Origin of the sequence: Turicibacter sp. (assembly GCF_017941855.1) — a bacterium.
GTDB lineage: Bacteria > Bacillota_I > Bacilli_A > MOL361 > Turicibacteraceae > Turicibacter > Turicibacter sanguinis.
Window position 1 is genome coordinate 47,555 of sequence record NZ_JAGAVR010000123.1, and the last position, 20,723, is coordinate 68,277.

19 protein-coding genes are annotated in these 20,723 nt (G+C 33.9%); 11 read left to right on the forward strand and 8 right to left on the reverse strand.

Annotation, left to right across the window (positions count from 1 at the left end; genetic code table 11):
• The first annotated feature begins 22 nt into the window (after positions 1-22).
• Together sufB and J6D32_RS13425 are read left to right on the forward strand one after the other, a co-directional pair.
• Positions 23-1,444, forward strand: a complete 1,422-nt coding sequence (gene sufB, locus J6D32_RS13420) for a Fe-S cluster assembly protein SufB (RefSeq protein WP_009606985.1) — start codon at positions 23-25, stop codon at positions 1,442-1,444.
• 240 nt (positions 1,445-1,684) lie between these two features.
• Complete coding sequence (locus tag J6D32_RS13425) at positions 1,685-2,041, forward strand: YgaP family membrane protein (RefSeq protein ID WP_006784333.1); 357 nt, start codon at positions 1,685-1,687, stop codon at positions 2,039-2,041.
• A gap of 90 nt (positions 2,042-2,131) precedes the next feature.
• On the opposite strand, the gene J6D32_RS13430 is transcribed toward J6D32_RS13425, so the two are convergent.
• On the reverse strand, positions 2,132-2,593 hold the full coding sequence (locus J6D32_RS13430) for a CBS domain-containing protein (RefSeq protein ID WP_006784332.1): 462 nt from the start codon (positions 2,591-2,593) through the stop codon (positions 2,132-2,134).
• A 134-nt stretch (positions 2,594-2,727) separates the two neighbouring features.
• Between J6D32_RS13430 and J6D32_RS13435 the strand changes: the two genes are divergently transcribed.
• From J6D32_RS13435 to J6D32_RS13475, 9 genes are all read left to right on the forward strand, one after another.
• Positions 2,728-3,054: a YunC family protein gene (locus J6D32_RS13435; protein WP_170837673.1), complete on the forward strand. Its 327-nt coding sequence runs from the start codon at positions 2,728-2,730 to the stop codon at positions 3,052-3,054.
• Positions 3,055-3,219: 165 nt separating this feature from the next.
• Positions 3,220-4,065, forward strand: a complete 846-nt coding sequence (locus J6D32_RS13440; RefSeq protein ID WP_009607005.1) for an efflux RND transporter periplasmic adaptor subunit — start codon at positions 3,220-3,222, stop codon at positions 4,063-4,065.
• Between the two features lie 11 nt (positions 4,066-4,076).
• Entirely contained in the window at positions 4,077-4,769 is a 693-nt protein-coding gene (locus J6D32_RS13445; RefSeq protein WP_287467761.1) for an ABC transporter ATP-binding protein, read from the forward strand.
• On the forward strand, positions 4,762-5,952 hold the full coding sequence (locus J6D32_RS13450) for an ABC transporter permease (RefSeq protein ID WP_009607013.1): 1,191 nt from the start codon (positions 4,762-4,764) through the stop codon (positions 5,950-5,952). The genes J6D32_RS13445 and J6D32_RS13450 overlap by 8 nt, the downstream gene beginning before the upstream one ends.
• A 172-nt stretch (positions 5,953-6,124) precedes the next feature.
• Entirely contained in the window at positions 6,125-7,150 is a 1,026-nt protein-coding gene (locus J6D32_RS13455; protein ID WP_006784327.1) for a YheC/YheD family protein, read from the forward strand.
• 282 nt (positions 7,151-7,432) lie between these two features.
• Positions 7,433-9,343 carry a 1,4-alpha-glucan branching protein GlgB gene (gene glgB, locus J6D32_RS13460; protein WP_006784326.1) on the forward strand — a complete coding sequence of 637 codons (1,911 nt, stop codon included), beginning with the start codon at positions 7,433-7,435 and terminating at the stop codon, positions 9,341-9,343.
• 17 nt (positions 9,344-9,360) lie between these two features.
• Positions 9,361-10,527 (forward strand): glucose-1-phosphate adenylyltransferase, encoded by a 1,167-nt coding sequence (locus tag J6D32_RS13465; protein ID WP_229059702.1) that lies wholly within the window; start codon positions 9,361-9,363, stop codon positions 10,525-10,527.
• Between the two features lie 2 nt (positions 10,528-10,529).
• Entirely contained in the window at positions 10,530-12,977 is a 2,448-nt protein-coding gene (locus tag J6D32_RS13470; RefSeq protein ID WP_055165436.1) for a glycogen/starch synthase, read from the forward strand.
• Positions 12,978-13,260: 283 nt separating this feature from the next.
• Entirely contained in the window at positions 13,261-15,696 is a 2,436-nt protein-coding gene (locus J6D32_RS13475; protein ID WP_006784323.1) for a glycogen/starch/alpha-glucan phosphorylase, read from the forward strand.
• 252 nt (positions 15,697-15,948) lie between these two features.
• Here the strand turns inward: J6D32_RS13475 and J6D32_RS13480 are convergent, their stop codons facing one another.
• The 7 genes from J6D32_RS13480 to J6D32_RS13510 form a co-directional block, all read right to left on the reverse strand.
• Positions 15,949-16,122, reverse strand: coding sequence for a hypothetical protein (locus J6D32_RS13480; RefSeq protein WP_006784322.1), 174 nt, complete (start codon positions 16,120-16,122; stop codon positions 15,949-15,951).
• Positions 16,123-16,221: 99 nt separating this feature from the next.
• On the reverse strand, positions 16,222-16,806 hold the full coding sequence (locus J6D32_RS13485; protein ID WP_006784321.1) for a hypothetical protein: 585 nt from the start codon (positions 16,804-16,806) through the stop codon (positions 16,222-16,224).
• 12 nt (positions 16,807-16,818) lie between these two features.
• A complete protein-coding gene (locus tag J6D32_RS13490) occupies positions 16,819-17,661 on the reverse strand; it encodes a polysaccharide deacetylase family protein (protein ID WP_009607022.1) in 843 nt (280 codons plus the stop codon).
• A gap of 55 nt (positions 17,662-17,716) precedes the next feature.
• On the reverse strand, positions 17,717-18,586 hold the full coding sequence (locus J6D32_RS13495; protein ID WP_055165756.1) for a DUF3298 and DUF4163 domain-containing protein: 870 nt from the start codon (positions 18,584-18,586) through the stop codon (positions 17,717-17,719).
• Positions 18,579-19,085: an RNA polymerase sigma factor gene (locus J6D32_RS13500; RefSeq protein WP_006784318.1), complete on the reverse strand. Its 507-nt coding sequence runs from the start codon at positions 19,083-19,085 to the stop codon at positions 18,579-18,581. The genes J6D32_RS13495 and J6D32_RS13500 overlap by 8 nt, the downstream gene beginning before the upstream one ends.
• A 228-nt stretch (positions 19,086-19,313) precedes the next feature.
• A complete protein-coding gene (locus tag J6D32_RS13505; RefSeq protein WP_147633482.1) occupies positions 19,314-20,021 on the reverse strand; it encodes a DUF3298 and DUF4163 domain-containing protein in 708 nt (235 codons plus the stop codon).
• Between the two features lie 80 nt (positions 20,022-20,101).
• Entirely contained in the window at positions 20,102-20,707 is a 606-nt protein-coding gene (locus J6D32_RS13510; RefSeq protein ID WP_006784316.1) for a class I SAM-dependent methyltransferase, read from the reverse strand.
• Positions 20,708-20,723 lie beyond the last annotated feature (16 nt).

A 20,723-nucleotide genomic window follows, 5' to 3' on the forward strand; every position in this document is an offset into this window, starting at 1 on the left:
AAATGAAATGGAGGGTTACCGGGTGAGTGCTGAAGTACAAGAGAAAAAACACGAAATTGAAGGCATCGTAACCGATTATAAGTACGGATTTAAAACGGACTATAAAAATATCAAAGATACAGGTAAGGGAATTTCAGAAGCAGTTGTCCGTGAAATTTCTGAAATTAAAGGTGAACCTGAGTGGATGTTAGAGTATCGCTTAAAAGCATATAATCATTTTGCGAAAACTCCAATGCCTGAATGGGGACCGGATTTATCTGAAATTAATTTTGATGATTATACATATTATATTAAACCATCTGAAAAAACTGAAAATAGTTGGGATGAAGTTCCAGATGAAATCAAAGACACGTTTGACAAATTAGGAATTCCTGAAGCAGAAGCAAAATTCTTATCAGGAGTTTCAACTCAATATGAATCAGAGGTTGTTTATCATAATAATCAAAAAGAATTAGAAGAAGCTGGTGTTATCTTCATGGATACAGATTCAGCTTTAAAGCAATATCCTGATTTATTCAAAGAATATTTTGGAAAAGTTATCTCGTATGCAGACAATAAGTTCTCAGCGTTAAACAGTGCCGTATGGTCAGGTGGATCATTTATTTATGTTCCTAAAGGTGTTAAGATTGAAAAACCATTACAATCATATTTCCGTATTAATACAGAAAGTATGGGGCAATTTGAGCGTACATTAATTATTGTTGATGAGGGAGCAGACATTCACTATGTAGAGGGATGTACAGCACCAACCTATTCAGCAGATTCATTACACTCGGCTGTCGTTGAAATTTATATTCGTAAAGGTGGACGTTGCCGTTATTCGACGATTCAAAACTGGTCAAATAATATCCTAAACTTAGTAACAAAACGTGCCGTATGTGAAGATTATGCACATATGGAATGGATTGATGGAAATATCGGTTCAAAAATTACAATGAAATATCCTGCATGTGTCTTAAAAGGAGAAGGAGCAAAAGGAACAACTATTTCGATTGCTTTCGCTGGAGAGGGACAAATTCAAGATGCAGGAGCTAAAATGATTCACTTAGCCCCTAATACATCTTCAACAATTATCTCTAAATCATTATCACGTAATGGTGGAAATGTAACATACCGTGGAATTGTTGAACATGGGAAAAATGCAAAAGGTGCTAAATCACACGTTGAATGTGACACACTCATCTTAGATAATGTTTCTAAATCAGATACAATTCCTTATAACATCGTTAAAAATGATGATGTAACTATTCAACATGAAGCAACTGTTTCAAAAGTCTCTGAAGAACAATTATTCTACCTAATGAGCCGTGGTTTAACGGAAGAGCAAGCAACAGAAATGATTGTTATGGGATTCATTGAACCATTCGCAAAAGAATTACCAATGGAATACGCAGTCGAACTTAACCAATTATTAAAACTAGAAATGAACGGATCGATTGGCTAATCCTGAGTAAAGGTGATTTAAACTACACAAACGCTCAGTTAGTGTTATTTAAAAGGTCGAGAAGAATAATCAATCTACCTTCTGATTTCTTTTATACTTAATGTTTTAGTGATCGTTTTAAAAATATACAAAAGCTAGTAGGCAATTCTGTCTACTAGCTTTTTTTCTTGAAACTGTTAATTTTGTTTTTGTATGAACTTGTCGAAAAAACTAAAACTATAAAAGAAAGGAGTGATTATTATGTGTCAAAAAAATGTTGGACGCCTAGATTCATATGTTCGTATTAGTGCCGGTTTAATGATGATTAGTTTAGGGATTATGAAACATAAAGGATGGTTAGCGGCTATGGGTAGTATGAAAGTAGCCGAAGGGATTACTCGTTATTGTCCAATCCTTGATTTATGTCATTTTACAACACTAAGCGACGATGAATTGTTAGAAGAGGTTTTACTTGAAGAAGCGTTAGAATGTGCTATCGATGATGCTTGCGGTTGTGGATGTGACGATGACTTTGATGATTATGATGAATTAGAAGATGAACATGATTGTCATTGTTGCCATCACGATATCGAAGATTACGCAGAAGAAGGAATGTAGTTAAAAAAAGAGCACCACTTGTCATTTTAAACAAGTGGTGTTTTTTTAGGATGTAAAAAGAAGCTGAGAAAGTCTCAATTTCTTTTTATTTTATAGTGGAAAATCATCTACCTCTAAATCTCGGTTTGGATTCGTATTAGGTTCAGAAATTTCTTTTAAAGCTATTTCTGCTCTTCCATCGGTTAGTTGATGAACGGCAAGATCTCCAAGAGAAATCATTCCTACTAATTTTTGATCATGATCGACGACTGGGAGACGTCTAACCTGTTTATCTGCCATTAAAGAGATTGCTAATCCAACTTCTGAATGTTGTTCAATTGTATAAACTGGATGAGTCATGATATCTTCAATTTTGGTACTCATCGGAAGAATATCAGCAAATACACGAATGACAATATCGCGGTCTGTTACTAGTCCAATGACTTTTGAGTTTTCATCGATGACAGGAATCGAACCGACATTATGTTTTTTCATAAGACGAGAGGCGTTAAGAACCGTTTCAGTTGGTGTTAAGGCTTCAATGCCATCGGTCATAAATTGTTTTACTTCCATAAACAAAACTCCTTGTATTTAAATTTCGTTTTTAGTTTACTCAATCAAAGATGAGTTATGCTTTTATTTCTAGAAAACATAAAATAGTGTCACTAAACTAGGCTTTTTGTATAGATTATAGAGAGGTGATTGAAGTGTTACATGTAAATAAAATTAACATTGAAGGTTATGAATTTTTAACTTATGAGGTAGAGTTACCTAAAACAACTCTCTTTATCGTGTCACATGAAAAAGTAGGATATATCATGTGTGCTGCACTCGATATTGATTTCTTTAACAATTCTCCCAAATTAATTGCACGTAAAATTATTGCAGGACGCGCAGAAGGGGTTCGTAGTATTGAACAACTTTTAGATGCTCCACTTGCCAAGGTAACGGTTGCAGCTGATGAAATGGGAATTAAGGTTGGAACGATTGGTAGAGATGCCCTAGTTCTAATGGCTAAAAGTTTAGAAGAATAATAAATTTTAAAAGACTGTTTTCAATGGAAAAAACAGTCTTTTTTGCATACTTTTTAGGTAATTGTTCACTCTAAAGAATGAATATTATTTTGGTGAATTTTTGACGCTATTAATCTAAAGGTCAAAAGGATACTCATTGATTTCGTTATAATAGAGGTGAATTGAATGAAGAAATGGATTGGTTGGTTACTAGTATTGGTTGTCATTTTAGTGTTAGGAGGATTTCTTTTAAGTCGTCCAAAAGACGTGTTATACGATCATGTGCAGGCAACAACGCAAGATTTGACGACCTATTATAGTTTTAGCGGGAATGTCGAAGCAAAAGATGCACAGTCCTTAATTTCAACATCAATGTTTCAAGTAAATGAAATTTTAGTTGAAGAGGGACAGTGGGTTGAAAAAGGAGAAGTATTATTAACAACGTCTCAAGGTATGAAATTAGAAGCAAGCGTATCAGGTGAAGTGTCAACGATTTATGTACGTGAGGGAGATTTAGTGACAAGTGGTACCCCTCTAGTAGATGTGACGGATTATGAACACTTACAGATTAAAGTTAAGGTGGATGAATATAATATTATCCCGGTATCGGTTGGAAAAGAAGTGAGTGTTCATGTGAATGCGTTAAATCAAGATTATTCTGGTAGTATCTCTCATGTGACGAAAGAAGCACAAATCAGTAGTGGGATTGCCTACTTTATAGCGACAGTTGATATCGAAGAAAATGCGAATTTATATATTGGAATGTCATCAGAAGTGAAGCTTGTCAATGAAAGTGTGACAGATGCCATTGTTTTACCGATGGATGCTATTCAATTTAAATCGGATGAAACACCTTATGTTTATTACCAAAATGAAAATGATGAAGTGATAAGCAAAGATATTACGGTTGGGATCAGTGATGGTGTCTATGTGCAAGTGTTGAGTGGCGTTAATCAAGGTGAGGACATACTAGTTCCTAAAGCTATCGAAATTAAGACCCCTTTTGAAATGATGAAGCACTCGAATAAATAGAGGTGAATCAGATGTCAGAAGAAATTCTATCAATGAAAAGTATAGTCAAGTCCTATGTGCTAGGGGATGAGGAGCAAGTTGTTTTAAAAGGCATTAACTTCCGTGTTAATGAAGGAGAATTTGTCTCTATTTTAGGGCCATCTGGTTCTGGAAAATCGACGATGATGAATATTATTGGCTGCTTAGACTGTTCGACCAGTGGTTCATATATTTTATCAGGACAAGATATTAAAGATTTAAATGAAAATGAATTGGCGGATATTCGTAGTCATGAAATTGGATTTGTTTTCCAATCGTTTCAATTGCTACCAAGATTGACGGCTTTACAAAACGTTGAGCTTCCAATGATATATGCAGGAATTCCATCACATGAACGAAAAGTAAGAGCAAAGGAAATGCTTGAACGAGTTGGACTTGCTAATCGTATCCATCACTATCCTAATCAATTATCTGGTGGGCAACAACAACGTGTTGCGATTGCAAGAGCTATTTCTACAAATCCAACGATTTTATTAGCAGATGAACCGACTGGAGCATTGGATCAAAAAACAAGCAATCAAGTGATGTCATTATTTAAAGAATTAAATCAAGAAGGTCGGACAATTATTATGATTACACATGATGAAACGATTGCCAAAGAAGCATCAAGAATCGTGCGGATTTTAGATGGAAACCTCTTAGAGGAGGTGATAAATCGTGTTTAAAGAAAGTATCATTATGTCTTGGCAAAATATCATTTATAATAAAATGCGTTCCTTTTTAACGATTTTAGGGATTGTAATTGGAGTTAGCTCAATTATTGCCCTTATCTCGATTGTAGAAGGCGTAACAATGGAAGTGACAAGTCAATTTTCTGAACTAGGTGCAAATAAATTAACGATTCAAGCAAAAGGCACGCCATTAAAAAAAGGATTAACCGATTATGAAGTACAATTATTAGCCGATATTGATGAGGTTAATGGTATATCTCCGACAATAAGCACGACAACCTCTGTTGTAGGAAACGGACAAGTCCATGATAAAGTGACAATCGAAGGAAAAAATGCTTCATACTTTAAGTATAATCAGTTGGCATTAAAAAGTGGGCGATTACTTAATTCGATTGATTTATCTCAACAATCAAATCTCGCTTTAGTCAGCGAGTCGCTTGCAGATACCTTGTATTTTGGTGAACAACCGATTGGGCAGTATCTGTTAATTAACGGAATTTCTTATCGGATTGTTGGGGTTTTAGAAAAAACAGATCAAATGGATATGATGTCTTCAATGTCAGGTAAGCAGTCAGAAAATAGAGTGATTGTGCCGTATCAAAATTTAATGGGATTAGTGGGCCTCAATTGTATTAATAATGTTGAAGTTTATATGCAAAATAATGCAAATGTAGATGAAATTATTGGGAAAGTTGAGCTAATTTTAAATCAAGCATTTAATTACAAAGAGAATAGCTATAGCATCATTAACATGGAGGGGTTACTTGATACAATTCAAAGTATGAATTCGATGATGACCATGATGCTCGTTGGGATTGCCTCGATTGCGTTATTAGTCGGAGGGATTGGGATTATGAATATGATGCTTGTTTCTGTCACAGAGCGTACGATGGAAATCGGACTTAAAAAAGCCTTAGGAGCAAAGCCTCGAAGTATTCAACTTCAGTTTTTAATTGAGTCGATTTTTCTTTCGTTATTTGGTGGAGTTGTAGGATTAGTACTCGGAGTTATGATTGCTTTTGTAGTGGCCTTTATTATTGGATTTACACCGAGCATTTCTACTAATTCGATTGCATTGGCTTTACTATTTTCAGGTGGGGTAGGGGTGATATTTGGTTTAGCTCCTGCTAGAAAAGCAAGTCAATTAAATCCCATTGATGCTTTACGAAGAAGTTAAAAGTCTATCAATCACCTATACCTTTTTTTAGAGGAGGACATATATTAAAAATAGGAGCAAACTATCTTATTTTTAAACTTGTAACTAGTCCCCCTAATACAGGATATCTTTGCTTTAAACGTTTGGATAGATTCCAACAATATCCTGTTTGCAAATAGAAAGAGTGATAGATATGGTCTTAATTGGATTTTTGCATCATAATAAAAATCCACAAAACGTAGAGAAAGCTGTATATGTAGCCAAAGCAGCCAAAGCACAGCAGGTAGAAATGATTTATTTCGGTACTGAAGATGTTGATTTAAAAGAACAGACAATTAATGGGTATATCTTACAAAAAGATGAATGGGTAAGAGTGACATCTCCATTTCCACAGGTGATTATTAATGCAGGAAGCCCTCATAAATTTGATAATAACATTATCAGTGCTTTAAAACAAAAAATTCCTTTTACAAGTGTTCCAATCGGTAATAAAATGGAAGTTTACACGCGAATTAAACAATCGAAAAAGTTTACATCGTATTTAATTCCAACAGAAAGTGTGTATAAAGTAGAAGATGTTCAACGATTTTTATCAAAGCATCATCAAGCCATTTTAAAACCAATTAATGGTCATCAGGGAGAAAATGTATTATACATAGAGAAAAAAGGGCACGAATATATCATCAATGATAAAGGATATATTAATCAATACAATGAAAGATGGTTCGCTTCTTATATAAAAAAACGATTGGCTAAACGTAAATATTTAATTCAGGTTTATATTCATTCAACAACAAAAGATGGTTTTGCTTATGATATAAGGTTACATATGATTAAAAATAAGGATGGAGAGTGGCAAACTCCTATCATATTTCCACGGGTTTCAACGACAAAGAGTGTTGTAACAAATTGTGCGAGTGGTGGAAAGTATGTAGAACCTTATGAATTTTTATCACAAAATTTTTCGATAAAAAGATATCAAATAAAGCGAACACTTGAAGTGTTTGGAATTGAGTTATCAAAACATTTAGATCAGTTACAGATCCAACAAAAAAAACAAGTCTTTGATGAACTTGGAATTGATATTGGGATTGATAGTCGAAATTATATTTGGATTTATGAAGTCAATTGGCGTCCAGGATTTATTTATCCTACAGAAAATGAAGATAGCGTGATTGCTAAAAATTTAGTAGAGTATGCTATCACCTTAATTAAATAGGCTTAACAAAGAAAGTCTTTTAAGACGAGTTTCGTTTTAGAAGATTTTTTTTGTTAAATCTAATTAAAATTGTCTGAAAAAACCGTATAAAAACAAATTAAATACAAATTTAGACAAATCAAGCGCCTGGCTTTAGATATAATAAAAAAGATGTTTAAAAGGGTATCTTAAATAAAAACATGTAAATGTTTACAATTTAAAAGGATACCTTTACAGGGATGATATTAGTTATAATAAAGATATATTCTGTAAGCAGAATGATGAACAAGGGGGATATCAATTATGATTGAATTTACATCAGGTGATCGTTATTTATTTAATGAAGGAACACATAAACAACTATATAAGAAGTTTGGATCTTTTGTTGTTCGTGATAATGAAGAAGTGTTGGGAACGTATTTTTGTGTTTATGCACCACATGCTTCAAAAGTTTGTGTAGTAGGGGATTTTAATCATTGGAATGGAACGCATCATGAGATGCGAAGAGATGATGGGATTTGGTCATTGTTTATTCCAGGAATTGGTGAAGGTTCTATCTATAAGTATGAGATTGTAACGGCTTTTGGTCAAACCATTTTAAAGGCTGATCCATATGCCTTTTATGCGGAACAACGTCCAAATACGGCTTCTATTGTTTATGATATTGAGGGGTTTGAATGGACAGATGCAGAGTGGGCGAAAAAACGTCAATTTTCGAATATTTTTGAGGAGCCATTAAATATTTATGAACTTCATTTAGGATCTTGGAGACGTAATAAAGAATTAGTAGAGTCTGAAACGTTTCATAGCTATACTGAAATTATGGATGAGTTAATTGAATATGTTTTAGAGCATAGTTATACGCATATTGAATTGATGCCTTTATATGAGCATCCATTTGATGGGTCATGGGGATATCAAGCAACAGGATACTATGCGGCAAGTAGTCGTTATGGTGAACCAAAAGATTTAATGATGTTAATTAATCGTTGTCATGAAGCGGGAATAGGGGTCATTATGGACTGGGTACCAGGACATTTTTGTCGTGATGCTCACGGTTTATTTAAATTCGATGGAGAAGCAGTCTATGAGTATCCATATGAGGATGTAGCCGTTTCAGAATGGGGAACAGGAAACTTTGATTTAGGTAAAGGAACAGTTCGCAGTTTCTTAATTTCAAATGCTCTTTTTTGGATGAAGTATTATCACGTAGATGGTTTCCGTGTCGATGCGGTTGCGAATATGATTTATTGGGATGGAAATAAGTCTCGCGGTGTGAATCATGGCGCTGTAGAGTTTATTCAAAAGTTAAATGAGGCAGTTTTCTTAGAAGATGATAAGATTTTAATGATTGCTGAAGATTCAACCAGTTATCCGTTAGTAACAGCACCAGTATCGGTAGGTGGACTTGGTTTTAGTTATAAATGGAATATGGGATGGATGAATGATACGTTAGATTATATTGAATTAGATAATATTTATCGCCCATATCACCACAATTACATTACTTTTGCAATGGCTTATGCTTACAGTGAAAACTTCGTTCTTCCATTCTCTCACGATGAAGTAGTTCATGGAAAGAAATCATTAGTGGATAAGGCACCAGGTGATTATTGGCAAAAGCTTGCACAATTTAGATTGCTATGTACCTATCAAATGACGTTGCCAGGGAAAAAATTGAACTTTATGGCGAATGAAATTGCACAGTTTCATGAGTGGAAAGATAAAGAACAGGTGGATTGGCATTTATTAAAATATCCGGCACATGATGCTTCGAATCGTTATATTAAAGATTTAAATAAATTGTATTTAAATGAGCCAGCACTTTGGGAACTTGATCACTCATTTGAAGGATTTGAATGGATTGATGTGAATAATAATGAGCAGAGTATTTTCTCTTATATCCGTAAATGTAAGAATGCGGATGAATTTGTTGTAGTGGTACTAAACTTTAAACCAGTTCCATATCATCAATATAGAGTGGGGGTTCCATGCTTTGGAGAGTATACAGAGGCCCTAAATAGTGATCGTGATTATTATCATGGTTCAAATCAATATAATGGATTGCCATTAGTGGCGAAAAAAGGGATGACACATGGGAAACCATATTATATTGAAGTAACGATTCCACCTTATGGAGCAACGATTTTTAAATATCGTCCACTCGAAGAAGAAACAGAGGTAGAAGAAGGGTTAGAAGTTGAACTAGCTTAACACACAAGAAATGGGGGATGGGGTTGGCTGTCAATGTTGTGGCGATTATATTAGCCGGGGGAAAAGGGACGCGCTTAAAAGAATTAACGATTCATCGTCCAAAACCAGCTATTTCGTTTGCTGGAAAGTATCGATTGATTGATTTTGTTTTAAGCAATTGTACGAATTCAGGGATTGAACAAGTAGGGGTTCTAACACAGTATGAACCCCTAGAATTAATTAGTTATATTGGAGAAGGTAGTTCGTGGGATTTAGATGTTCATGGAGCATCTGTTACGGTTATGGGACCATATACTTCACGTGATTATGGATTTTTATGGCAAGGTGGAACGGCCGAAGCTGTCATTATGAATATGCCGTTTATTGAGCAGTATGATCCTGATTATTTACTTGTCTTATCTGCAGATCACATTTATAAAATGGACTATCGTAAACTTATTGACTATCATATTGAAAAGCAGGCTGAGTTAACGATTTCAACGATTCGTGTTCCAAAAGAGGATACCAGTCGTTTTGGAATGTTAAAGGTTAACGATCAAAATCGAATTATTGAGTTTGAGGAAAAGCCAAAGGAGACGGATAGTCAGTTAGCTTCAATGGGAATTTATGTTTTTAATTGGAAGAAGTTTAAAGAGGAGATTGTCCATAAATATTACAAGCATTTGTATGAAGGTGTTGATTTTGCTCAAGATGTGATTCCACATTTTATTGAAGCAGATAGCGCTGTTTATGCATATGAGTATGAAGGGTATTGGCGTGATGTTGGAACAGTAGAAAGTTATTGGAAGGCTCATATGGATTTACTTGGCACTCAAGATGAGCTACAATTACACGATTATAGCTGGCCAATTTTTTCTAAAACACCAAATTTACCCCCACATCATATTCTTCAGGGTGCTAAAGTGAAGAATGCTTGGGTGAATGAAGGATGCATGATTTTTGGCGAAGTGTATAATTCGATTGTTGCTCATCGATGTGTGATTGAAAAAGGTGCTGTTGTTGAAGATAGTGTGATTTTAACGAGCGCATTTATCGAACATGATTGTTATATTAAGTATGCAATTATTGGAGATGAAGTCGTTATTCCGGCGCATACTGAATTGATTGGTCGTGAGGATGAAATTTTACTTGTGACTCATGATAATCTTGAGGAAATACTTGAAACTCAAAGTAGGGGGGATTGAGAGTGAAGAATAAGGCCTTGTGTGTAATTGATGGAACCAATACGTCTCAATCGTTGCAGAATTTATTAAATCAACGTTGTGTAGCCGCCTTACCATTTGCAGGACGCTACCGATTAATTGATTTTGCTTTATCTAATGCAGTGCATTCAGGCATTACGAACGTATCAATCTTTCCAGACGGTGACTATCATTCCTTAAGTGATCATATTCGTTCCGGCAAGTTTTGGGGCCTTGATCGTAAGGTGGATGGCCTATTTTTATTGCCTCCCAAAAAAGAAGTGAGTGCCGTGGCCAATACATTGACATTTGCGAGAATGAGGGAATATATTGAGTATTTTATGCGATCACGGCAACAATATGTTGTGATGTACCATGCGAATATTATTACATCTATTCCTTTTGAAAAATTACTACAATCTCATATTGAATCGAAAGCAGATGTGACACAAGTTTATTATCGAAATCGCTCAGTTGGTATTTTTGTACTATCTCGCGAGTACTTAATTGATTTAATTTTACGGTATGAGATTTCTCCGTATCAGACAGTGACAGATTTAGTCGAAATGTGTGATGGTTTAAAAGTTAATCATTATCACCATTCTACTTATACGAGAACGATTGAATCCATTGTGTCGTATTATCGTGCTAATTTAGATATGTTACATTATGAGTATGGATTTCAAATCTTCTTGTTAGAGCGACCTGTATTAACGAAAACAAAGGACGAATCACCAACGTTTTATAAAAAACAAGCCGATGTTTCAAATTCCTTAATTGCAAATGGGTGTAATATTGAAGGAAAAGTTGAAAATTGTATTATTTTTCGTGATGTAACGATTAAACGAGGTGCGGTTGTTAAAAATTCGGTTATTTTACCAAGGACCATTATTGGTGAAAATAGTATTATTAATAATGTGATTACAGATAAGCATGCTTATATTAATGATGGAGCTCGATTAAGTGGTCAAGATTATGCACCTGTTATTATCGGTAAAGGGCAACGTGTGATGGGGAATAAAGGCATTAGTGTAGCCCAAATTTCAACTGAATGTGTTCCCTTTTATAAAACAGGTGGTTTAGCGGATGTGACTGCTGATTTAACGAAAGAATTGATTAATCAAGGATTAAATGTGGATGTTATTTTACCCTATTTAAGCTCTTTAGCTGAACGTTATAATGAAAATTTAACTCATCAATTTCAATCCTTAATAGCAATTAATGAGTTAGAGATTCCTTATGATGTTTATCGTTATTCAAAAGAAGGGGTAAACTATTTCTTTATTTCATATGGCGAATTATCACGTGAAAATTTATATGGCTATTCAGATGATTGTCGTCGATATGAATTATACTGCTATGTGGCACTCGATTTTATTGAGAAGAGTGGGCTGAAGTATGATGTCATTCATTGTCATGACTGGTTAACAGGACTTGTTCCGTTTTTTATGAAAAATATATTTATGAAGCAGTCTGATCATTTTGCTTATACTAAAACAGTTTTCACGATTCATAATATTCATTATCAAGGGATTTGTGATGTGTCTGATTTAGGGGTTATTTCAACGCTAGCTACGATTCCAAATGAAATTATGCTATTTGAAAAAGTGAATTTTATGAAGACCGCTATTGTAATGAGTGATGAAATTACAACAGTGTCCGAAACGTATTGTAATGAAATTTGTTATCCTTATTTTGCTGAAGGATTAGACCGTTTTATTGTCGCAAGAAAAGATCATCTTCACGGAATTTTAAATGGAATTAACTATGATTATAATAATCCAGCTACTGATTTAAGTATCTTTAAGCGCTACTCTTTTAAAACGATAGAAGTTAAAAAGGAAAATAAAATGCAGATGCAACGTGAGCTAGGATTAGTCGTGAATGCAAATGTACCGATTATCGGGATGGTAACGAGAATGGTAGAACAAAAAGGATTCGATTTGATTTTAAAAGTATTTGAAGAATTAATTCGTGAAGATATTCAGTTTGTTTTACTTGGAGATGGAGAGGCGAAGTATACGAGCTTCTTTAGGAGAATGGCCGAAAAATATCCAACTAAGGTATCTGTTAACATAGGGTTCCATTCCTATAATTCTCAGATGATTTATGCGGGAAGTGATATTTTCCTCATGCCATCACGCTTTGAACCATGTGGCATTAGCCAGATGATTGCACTCAAGTATGGGACCATTCCCGTCGTGCGCGAAACGGGTGGTTTGAAAGATACGATTATTCCGTATAATGAGTTTATTCAATATGGAAATGGATTTGGTTTTGCGCATTATAATGCGCATGATATGTTGTTTACGCTTAAGCGAGCATTAGGATTTTATCGGATGCCAGAACACTGGGGGAAATTAGTTAAAAGTGCAATGGAACAAGATTTGAGTTGGAAAAAATCAACGGAAAAATATATTAATTTATATCGTCATTTAGTAAATGAAGAATAGTTTAGAGGAACTTGTGATTTAATACGGTAAGAGATCGTGTTAAATCATGAGTTTTTTATTTTCAGAATTGTTTCTTAATGAGTAATCTTTAAAATGTTAGGGTTATCATAGAAACAAGTGTTTTATCAAATAATATCGAATCTTCACTATAACAAGAAACGCGTTACATGGGTTAAAACCCTTTATTATCAATGTTTATGTGCTATAATGAGTTTATGAAATGGAAAAAAGTGTGTAACTGTTACATATGTGTTACATAATAATGGAAGGGAGTCATCTCGCTATGGCTAATGTATTTGCTAATAAAAAGACATTTAAGGAAACATTCCAAACACGTGTTGAACAAATTTATGGGATTAAGTTTGAAGAAAGTACACCACACCAACGTTACTTTACGTTAGGAACGCTAGTTCGTGAATATATCTCATCTAACTGGATTGAAACGAATGAAGCAATTGTTGAGGGGAAACACAAGCAAGTTTATTATTTCTCTATGGAATTCTTAATGGGGCGTTTATTAACAAATAATATTATGAACTTAGGAATTCGCCCGGTGATTGAAGCTGGATTAAAAGAGCTAGATATAGAATTAAATGAATTAGAAAAAATTGAAGCGGATGCAGGACTTGGAAATGGAGGTCTTGGTCGTTTAGCAGCATGTTTTATGGATTCAATTGCTTCTTTAGGATTACCAGGACACGGGAATGGTCTTCGTTACCGTTATGGATTCTTTGAACAAAAAATTATCGATGGATACCAAGTTGAAGTTCCAGATAAATGGTTACAACGTGGGTATGTATGGGAAGTTCGTAAATCAAATGAATCAGTTGAAGTTCCATTTTATGGATATGTTAAAGTTGAAAAAATAGATGGGCGTGAAGTTTATACTCATATCCCAGAAGAATATGTTCGTGCTGTTCCTTATGATGTACCAGTTGTTGGAGATATTTCAAATGGAAATAAAACAGTTGATACCTTACGTTTATGGTCATCTGAACCAACTGAAAATGAATATCCAAAAAATATGTCAGCTGTTGAATATGAAAAAGGAGTTCGTAACATCTCTGAATTCTTATATCCAGATGATTCAACAGAAGAAGGAAAAATCTTACGTTTAAAACAACAATATTTCTTCGTTGCAGCGGGAGTTCGTTGGGCAGTTCGCCAACATAAAGAAACATTTGGAACATTAGATAACTTCATGGACAAAAATGTATTACACATCAACGATACTCATCCAGCTTTAATTGTTCCTGAATTAATGCGTATTTTAATCGATGAAGAGGGTTATGATTGGGATAGCGCATGGGCTATTACAAGTAAAACGTGTGCGTATACAAACCATACTATCTTAGCTGAAGCCTTAGAAAAATGGCCTGTACGCTTATTCCAACCATTATTACCACGTATCTATATGATTACAGAGGAAATCAACCGCCGTTATTGTTTAGAATTATTAAATCGTTATGCGGATCAACCACAAAAAGTTGCTGAACTTGCCATTATCGGACATAATCAAGTGCGTATGGCACACTTAGCAATTGTTGGATCATTTAGTATCAATGGGGTAGCGCAATTACATACAGATATCTTAACTCAAATTGAGATGAAAGATTTCAATGAAATGTATCCAGAACGTTTCAATAATAAAACAAACGGTATTACTCACCGTCGTTGGTTATTACACTGTAACCCTGAGTTAACCGCTCTTTTAGATAAAGAAATCGGAACAGGGTATCATACGAATACATTTGAACTTGCGAAGTTTGAAGAAAAAATTAATGATCCAAAAGTTCAAGAGGCCATTGCTTCAATGAAGCATGCAAGAAAACAAGCCTTAGCAGAACGTATTTATCGTGAGCAAGGGGTTCAATTAGATCCAAACTCAATTTTTGATATTCAAGTTAAACGTCTACATGCTTACAAACGTCAGCTATTAAATGCAATGCATATCATGTATTTATATAACCGATTAAAAGAAGATCAAGAGTTCAAAGCTAACTTCCACCCACAATCATTCATCTTCGGTGCTAAAGCAGCTTCAGGATATTACTTTGCGAAGAAAGTTATTAAATTAATTAATTCAATTGCTGAAAAAGTAAATAATGATCCAGATACAAATCAGTTATTAAAAGTTGTATTCGTTGAAAACTATAACGTAACTTATGCTGAATTAATTATGCCGGCTGCAGATTTATCAGAACAAATTTCAACAGCATCTAAAGAAGCGTCAGGAACAGGAAACATGAAATTCATGATGAATGGTGCGATGACAATTGGAACGATGGATGGAGCAAATGTTGAAATTCATGAGTTAGTTGGAGATGAAAATAGCTTTATCTTTGGATTAACTGCTGATGAAGTAAATAATTATTATCAAAATGGAGGATATAATCCATGGGATCTTTATAACTCAGATGCACGTATCCGCCGCGTTCTTGATCAATTGGTTAATGGATTCTTAACACCAGATACAGAAGAATTCCGTGATATCTTCAATGCAGTAACACATAATGGGGATGAATACTTCGTATTAAAAGACTTCGATTCATATGTTCGTGCTCAAGAAAAAGCAAACCAAGCTTATAAAAACCGTCAACATTGGATTGAAATGTCTATCCGCAATATCTCACGTTCAGGTAAATTCTCATCAGACCGAACTATCCAAGAATATGCTGATCAAATTTGGCACGTGGAACCATTAAAATTTAAAAAATAATCCGTAACTTCCTTTTTTAAAAATAAATTTTTTCTAATAAATAAACGTTACATTGTGATAGCTTCCTTTAACTATATAAGTTTAGATAAAAGTTTTTCATAGGCGAAAACTTTTATCTCTCTCCTAGTGAGTAGAGATGATCTATAATTATCACTAGGTGAACAGATAGAAAAAGCCCCTGTAGAACTGATCCACTACAGGGGCTTTTTAAAATACGATAAAACCCCTTCAGATTAAATGAAGGGGTTTTAATTACCAATCAACGGTTACATCGTTATAATATAGAGCAAGATGATACATTGTACTTGGTTCGTTTAAAATAACATAACTCATATTTAAGACTTCAATCGTGCCGTGTTCCTCAATCCAATGATTCACTTTTGTTTCTAATGATTGAGGACTTGAATCGGCAAAAAACTTAATCATATGACCATCTCCTTTGCTATTAGTATGGAAAAGTTTGAGCATTAATATGATAAAACTTAATACTAGTATATGATTAAATGAAAGAAGTCGTGAGAGTGATTATTTCAAGCTTTGATAAAAATCTGTTTTAGCAGTTAGATATGTTTGGTATTGATCGATGTAACGGTGTTGAAGGACTTGAATATTATTAAAATTTTCTTGTATATTTAGCACATAATCTCTCGCTTGAACAGGTTTAGCGGTATGAACGATTTCCTCAAGATTACTAAGATCTTTAATCAGTGTTTCAATTGCTTGAGTTAATGCCTCTAAGCTTGTTAACCTTTCTTTTTCAAGATGACCAAGATCATTATTAGGAAGTTTGTTTAGTGATGCCTTTAATACCTCGGCTAAATTTTGATTCATACGTGATAGAATAGCAAATTCACTTTCGTACGATTCAAATGAAATTTGATCTTGATTTTCAGAAGTGGTTGCTTGTTCAATAATCGTGTTAACTGTTTGATAAAACGTATCAAGTCGTTTTGTAAGAGTAGTGTCTTCGTGAACTAAGGCAGTCTGAATACTTTCATCAATTTTATTTAATTGATTATATTGTTTCATGCCAGGGGTTTGAAAATTAAATCCTATGAAAATTCCGATTGCTGTTAAAATAATAATGGTAATGAGTGGTTTATTTCTCATAAATAATTCCTCCTAAATGTCATCGTTGTGGAAAAAGTTTTTACTAAAGTGATGATTTGGATTATAAGCTAAAAATTCATAACCTAAATCACGATAGTATTCGATAACGCGAGGTAAAACCTCAATGGTACTATTTTTTTCATGGAATAACACGACGAGGTTTTCTTTCTTAGCATTCATTTCCGTATAGTATTTAACATTATCCATGACTTGGTCAGGATTGCTATATTTCCAGTCCAAGGAATCAACATCCCAATCCCAACATTTCAATCCATTATCTTTTAAAGCTTGTACATGTCCATCTTTAAATGTTCCCCCACCTGTTCCATAAGGCGCGCGACATAATTGACTTTCAAACCCATTGGTTAACGACGCGATTAATTGTTGTTCTTCTTTCAATTCATTCACAAAATTTTGTGGTGCTGTAGCCCCTTTGTAAAGATAATCATATTGGTGTGTCATCGTATGCATTCCGATATAATGTCCCTCGTCTAACATGCGATTTAAAATAGCCTGTGAATCTGTATTGTTATTAATTGACGTTCCAAGAACAAAGAACGTAGCAGGAACATGATTCTCTTTTAAAATATCTAATACTTTTTCAGCATTATGAGAAGGTCCATCATCAAACGTTAAGTAAACGAACTTTATATCTTGATTATGCCATTTTTTTATTTCTTTCATTGGCTCAAATGAAACGTAGTCAATATCTTCTTGAGAAAGTGAGAGGTGACTACTTTGAAGTTGTAAATGAATGAGAAAACTTCCAGCTACTAAAAGGATAGCAATCAAACCTGATAACACATAAAATCGTGGTTTATAGCTTTTTTTACTTCTTCGATACTGATTTTTCATAATTTTATCCTCATTTCTTTATGATTGCAAAATTCGACAATTTGTTTTAAAAAGTTTACCTACCAGTGGTAGGTAAAGAAGATGAATGGATTGTAAATTCAGGGAATCCCATATAACCAGGAGCAATGGAGTATTTATCAAAGACAACCACTACATCTCCTGATGAATTAATATAAAAGGTTTGGTTATCAGCAATGCTTTTAAATTCATTTTCATCTTCATGGAAGAATAGTTGATAACCATCTTTTTCTCGATCAACAATTTGTTGTTTAATTTGAGGGTCAATAATCTCTTTATATTGATCACCCAAAATATCTTTAAGCGTCACTTCTTTCCCAGTGTTCAAATCAATATTATAGAAATATTTTTCAGTTCCAACACTCACGTAGTTTTCACTTTTCGTAATAACAAATGATACAAAGTGATCATCACTATACTTAATTTCATAATCAACATTGACCAAAACAGGTAGAAACTCTTGTCCTTCTGTATTCGTGGCCATGAAAGCATCGTAATATTCTTGAGCTCGTTTTTCCGACTCTGCGACACTTAAATTAATTTTTTCTAAAATCTCCTGGTTGATTTGATTTTCAAGTTTTGTATTGCCAGTATCTTTTAATCCCGGAATTTTAACATCAACTAATTTCACTGTATCCTCATGATAGTAACTACTAATGGTAAAGATTTTTGCTAGTTGGCTAATAATAGGAATATCTGAAAGGCTTGCAGCAAAGGTTGGAGAAGTGTTTAGTAATAAAATAAAAACCGTTGAAATAGATAAAAAAATGGCTATGAAAGGAGACCTAGAGTTAATAGGACGGGAGCCCTGAGCCGACGCATAAATAGCCTCATTGACAACATCGGTTAATTCTTTTGGAATAGGAGTTTCATCATAAATTTTTTTGGTGCCTCTTAGTCTATTCATAAAAATCACTCTCCTTGAGTTCAAGTTTTAATAGTTTTAAGGCTTTGTATAACCTCGATTTTACTGTACTGAGATTCAGTTTAGTAATCGTTGCGATTTCTTCTAAAGACATTTCCTCATAAAAACGAAGAATGATAATGACCCTTAATTTATCTGGTAATGCATTGACGTTTTGATACAGATTTAATTCATCTATGTCATATTGATGTTGATATCCCATGACAAAATCAATTTCCTCAATGGCGAGCATTCTTTTATTTTTACGAAGATAGGTCATGCTTTCATTTATGAGAATACGATAAAACCATGTTTTCAAATGGTTCATCTCGCGTAAATTTTGATATTTAGTTAAAGCTTTATATACGGCGTTTGATACAACATCGAGCGCCGCTTGTTCATTTGGAATATAACGATAAGCAAACCGATAAAATTGAGCTTGATTGGTCGTTATAAATTCAACTAGTTGTTTGTATACTTCCTCATCTTGATGTGGTGCCACGGCCGTCGGCTCCCTTCTAACCCTAATTTGTTCCCATTCATTAGACGCATATAAGTTTAAAAAAGTTTAAAAAATTTTTAAAAAGTGTATATTTTTAATTATTTAGAATGGAAAGGAGTCATAGTAATGACCTGTGCTCTTGGCGAATAGGACTAGCTGTTAATGGAGTAGTATGATTTATCCCATGAATTTGCGTGAATCATATTGTGTCAAAATAAAAGACCACTTCTAATGAGTTGAAGTGGTCCCTTGATCAACTATAAATTCAGGAAAACCCATATAGCCAGGCGCAATGTCATATTTATCAAAAACAATGACAATTTGATTTTGCTCATTTAGATAAAATTTTTGATGATCTGAAATGGATTGGAATTCATTTTCATCATGAAAGAATAATTGATTTTCATGTTTTTCTCGTTGTGCAATTTGTTGTTTGATTTGAGGATTGATAATTTCTTTATAAGTAGGGCCAAAAAAATCTTCGAGTGTGAGCATTTTTCCAGTGGTTAAATCGATATTGTAAAAGTATTCTTCTGTTTGAGCACTCAAAAAACTTTTAAATAAGGTTAATTCAAATGATAACACATCAGCATTTTCTTTTTTTATGTCATAAGTCACCAAAACTTCAAGTGGGATGAACTGATCTTCTTTTGAATGAGAGGCCATAAATGCTTCATAATATTGCTCAGACTCATGTGTCACTTCCTCTATTTTAGAATTGACTTTATGTAAGATATCGTTGTTAATATCTTTTTCGAGTTCAGGAAAAGATGTGTTTGAAAGACCTGGAACCGTTAAGTCGATTTTAAGTAGAGGGGACTCGGTGTGTTCTTCTTTGACGGTATTGACGTAGTTGAGAGAGTCCTTGGCATAAATTTTAATCTCACAAAGTAAACACATGGCGATGAAACTTAGAAATAACCATCGTTTTTTCATGGTAATCATCCTCCTTTAACTTTAATTTGTTCGAATTAAAAGAAAGTATACAAAAGAAAAAAAGATGCATAGACATCTTTTTAGATATATGAAAGTTGATAAACGAGAAATCGTTCCCGATGATTTTTATGATGATTTGGAAGCGGGATGTTATGAATTAAGGAAAAGGCTGTTTTGTGCTCTAAATAGTAAAGATAGTCATCAGATGGATAGTAGAAGATGAGTTCAACACATCGTGGATGCTCTTCAAGGGATATTAAAATTTTTTCGATGACTTTTCGAAGGATTTGAATCGAGAAAGGATTAAAAAAATAAAACTTGTTATCGAGTGGATCGATGTTATATTCTTCTGCATAACAGCATAGAAACTTTATTTTCTCTTCTTTTAATGGGTATTTTTTTTGGTAGTTAAGCTGATTATGAATCGCATCCTGATAATACGTTTCATTCATTTCAATGCCAGTCACATAAGCCTGGAATTGATGATGAATATAAAAATTTAAACGGCCCTTTCCGCAACCAAAATCAACAATGTGATCATTTTTAGTTAATTGATAGTGATTAAATAACGTTTCAAGAACGTCATAAGGGGTTGGTTCGTAGCGATGATATTTAGCAGAGGTATGATATTTGTCTTCTCCACTCGTTTGAATATTTAATAAAGTTTCATATTTTTTTTCGTTCATGGTGATTACCTTTCTA

What these genes read in the sequence shown, in the direction of transcription:
- J6D32_RS13495 (WP_055165756.1), bottom strand. Translation starts at nt 18,586, where the DNA reads ATGAATAGACTAAGAGGCACCAAAAAAATTTATGATGAAACTCCTATT.
- J6D32_RS13455 (WP_006784327.1), top strand. Translation starts at nt 6,125, where the DNA reads ATGGTCTTAATTGGATTTTTGCATCATAATAAAAATCCACAAAACGTA.
- J6D32_RS13425 (WP_006784333.1), top strand. Translation starts at nt 1,685, where the DNA reads ATGTGTCAAAAAAATGTTGGACGCCTAGATTCATATGTTCGTATTAGT.
- J6D32_RS13480 (WP_006784322.1), bottom strand. Translation starts at nt 16,122, where the DNA reads ATGATTAAGTTTTTTGCCGATTCAAGTCCTCAATCATTAGAAACAAAA.
- glgB (WP_006784326.1), top strand. Translation starts at nt 7,433, where the DNA reads ATGATTGAATTTACATCAGGTGATCGTTATTTATTTAATGAAGGAACA.
- J6D32_RS13475 (WP_006784323.1), top strand. Translation starts at nt 13,261, where the DNA reads ATGGCTAATGTATTTGCTAATAAAAAGACATTTAAGGAAACATTCCAA.
- J6D32_RS13510 (WP_006784316.1), bottom strand. Translation starts at nt 20,707, where the DNA reads ATGAACGAAAAAAAATATGAAACTTTATTAAATATTCAAACGAGTGGA.
- J6D32_RS13490 (WP_009607022.1), bottom strand. Translation starts at nt 17,661, where the DNA reads ATGAAAAATCAGTATCGAAGAAGTAAAAAAAGCTATAAACCACGATTT.
- J6D32_RS13445 (WP_287467761.1), top strand. Translation starts at nt 4,077, where the DNA reads ATGTCAGAAGAAATTCTATCAATGAAAAGTATAGTCAAGTCCTATGTG.
- J6D32_RS13440 (WP_009607005.1), top strand. Translation starts at nt 3,220, where the DNA reads ATGAAGAAATGGATTGGTTGGTTACTAGTATTGGTTGTCATTTTAGTG.
- J6D32_RS13430 (WP_006784332.1), bottom strand. Translation starts at nt 2,593, where the DNA reads ATGGAAGTAAAACAATTTATGACCGATGGCATTGAAGCCTTAACACCA.
- J6D32_RS13465 (WP_229059702.1), top strand. Translation starts at nt 9,361, where the DNA reads ATGGGGTTGGCTGTCAATGTTGTGGCGATTATATTAGCCGGGGGAAAA.
- J6D32_RS13485 (WP_006784321.1), bottom strand. Translation starts at nt 16,806, where the DNA reads ATGAGAAATAAACCACTCATTACCATTATTATTTTAACAGCAATCGGA.
- J6D32_RS13505 (WP_147633482.1), bottom strand. Translation starts at nt 20,021, where the DNA reads ATGAAAAAACGATGGTTATTTCTAAGTTTCATCGCCATGTGTTTACTT.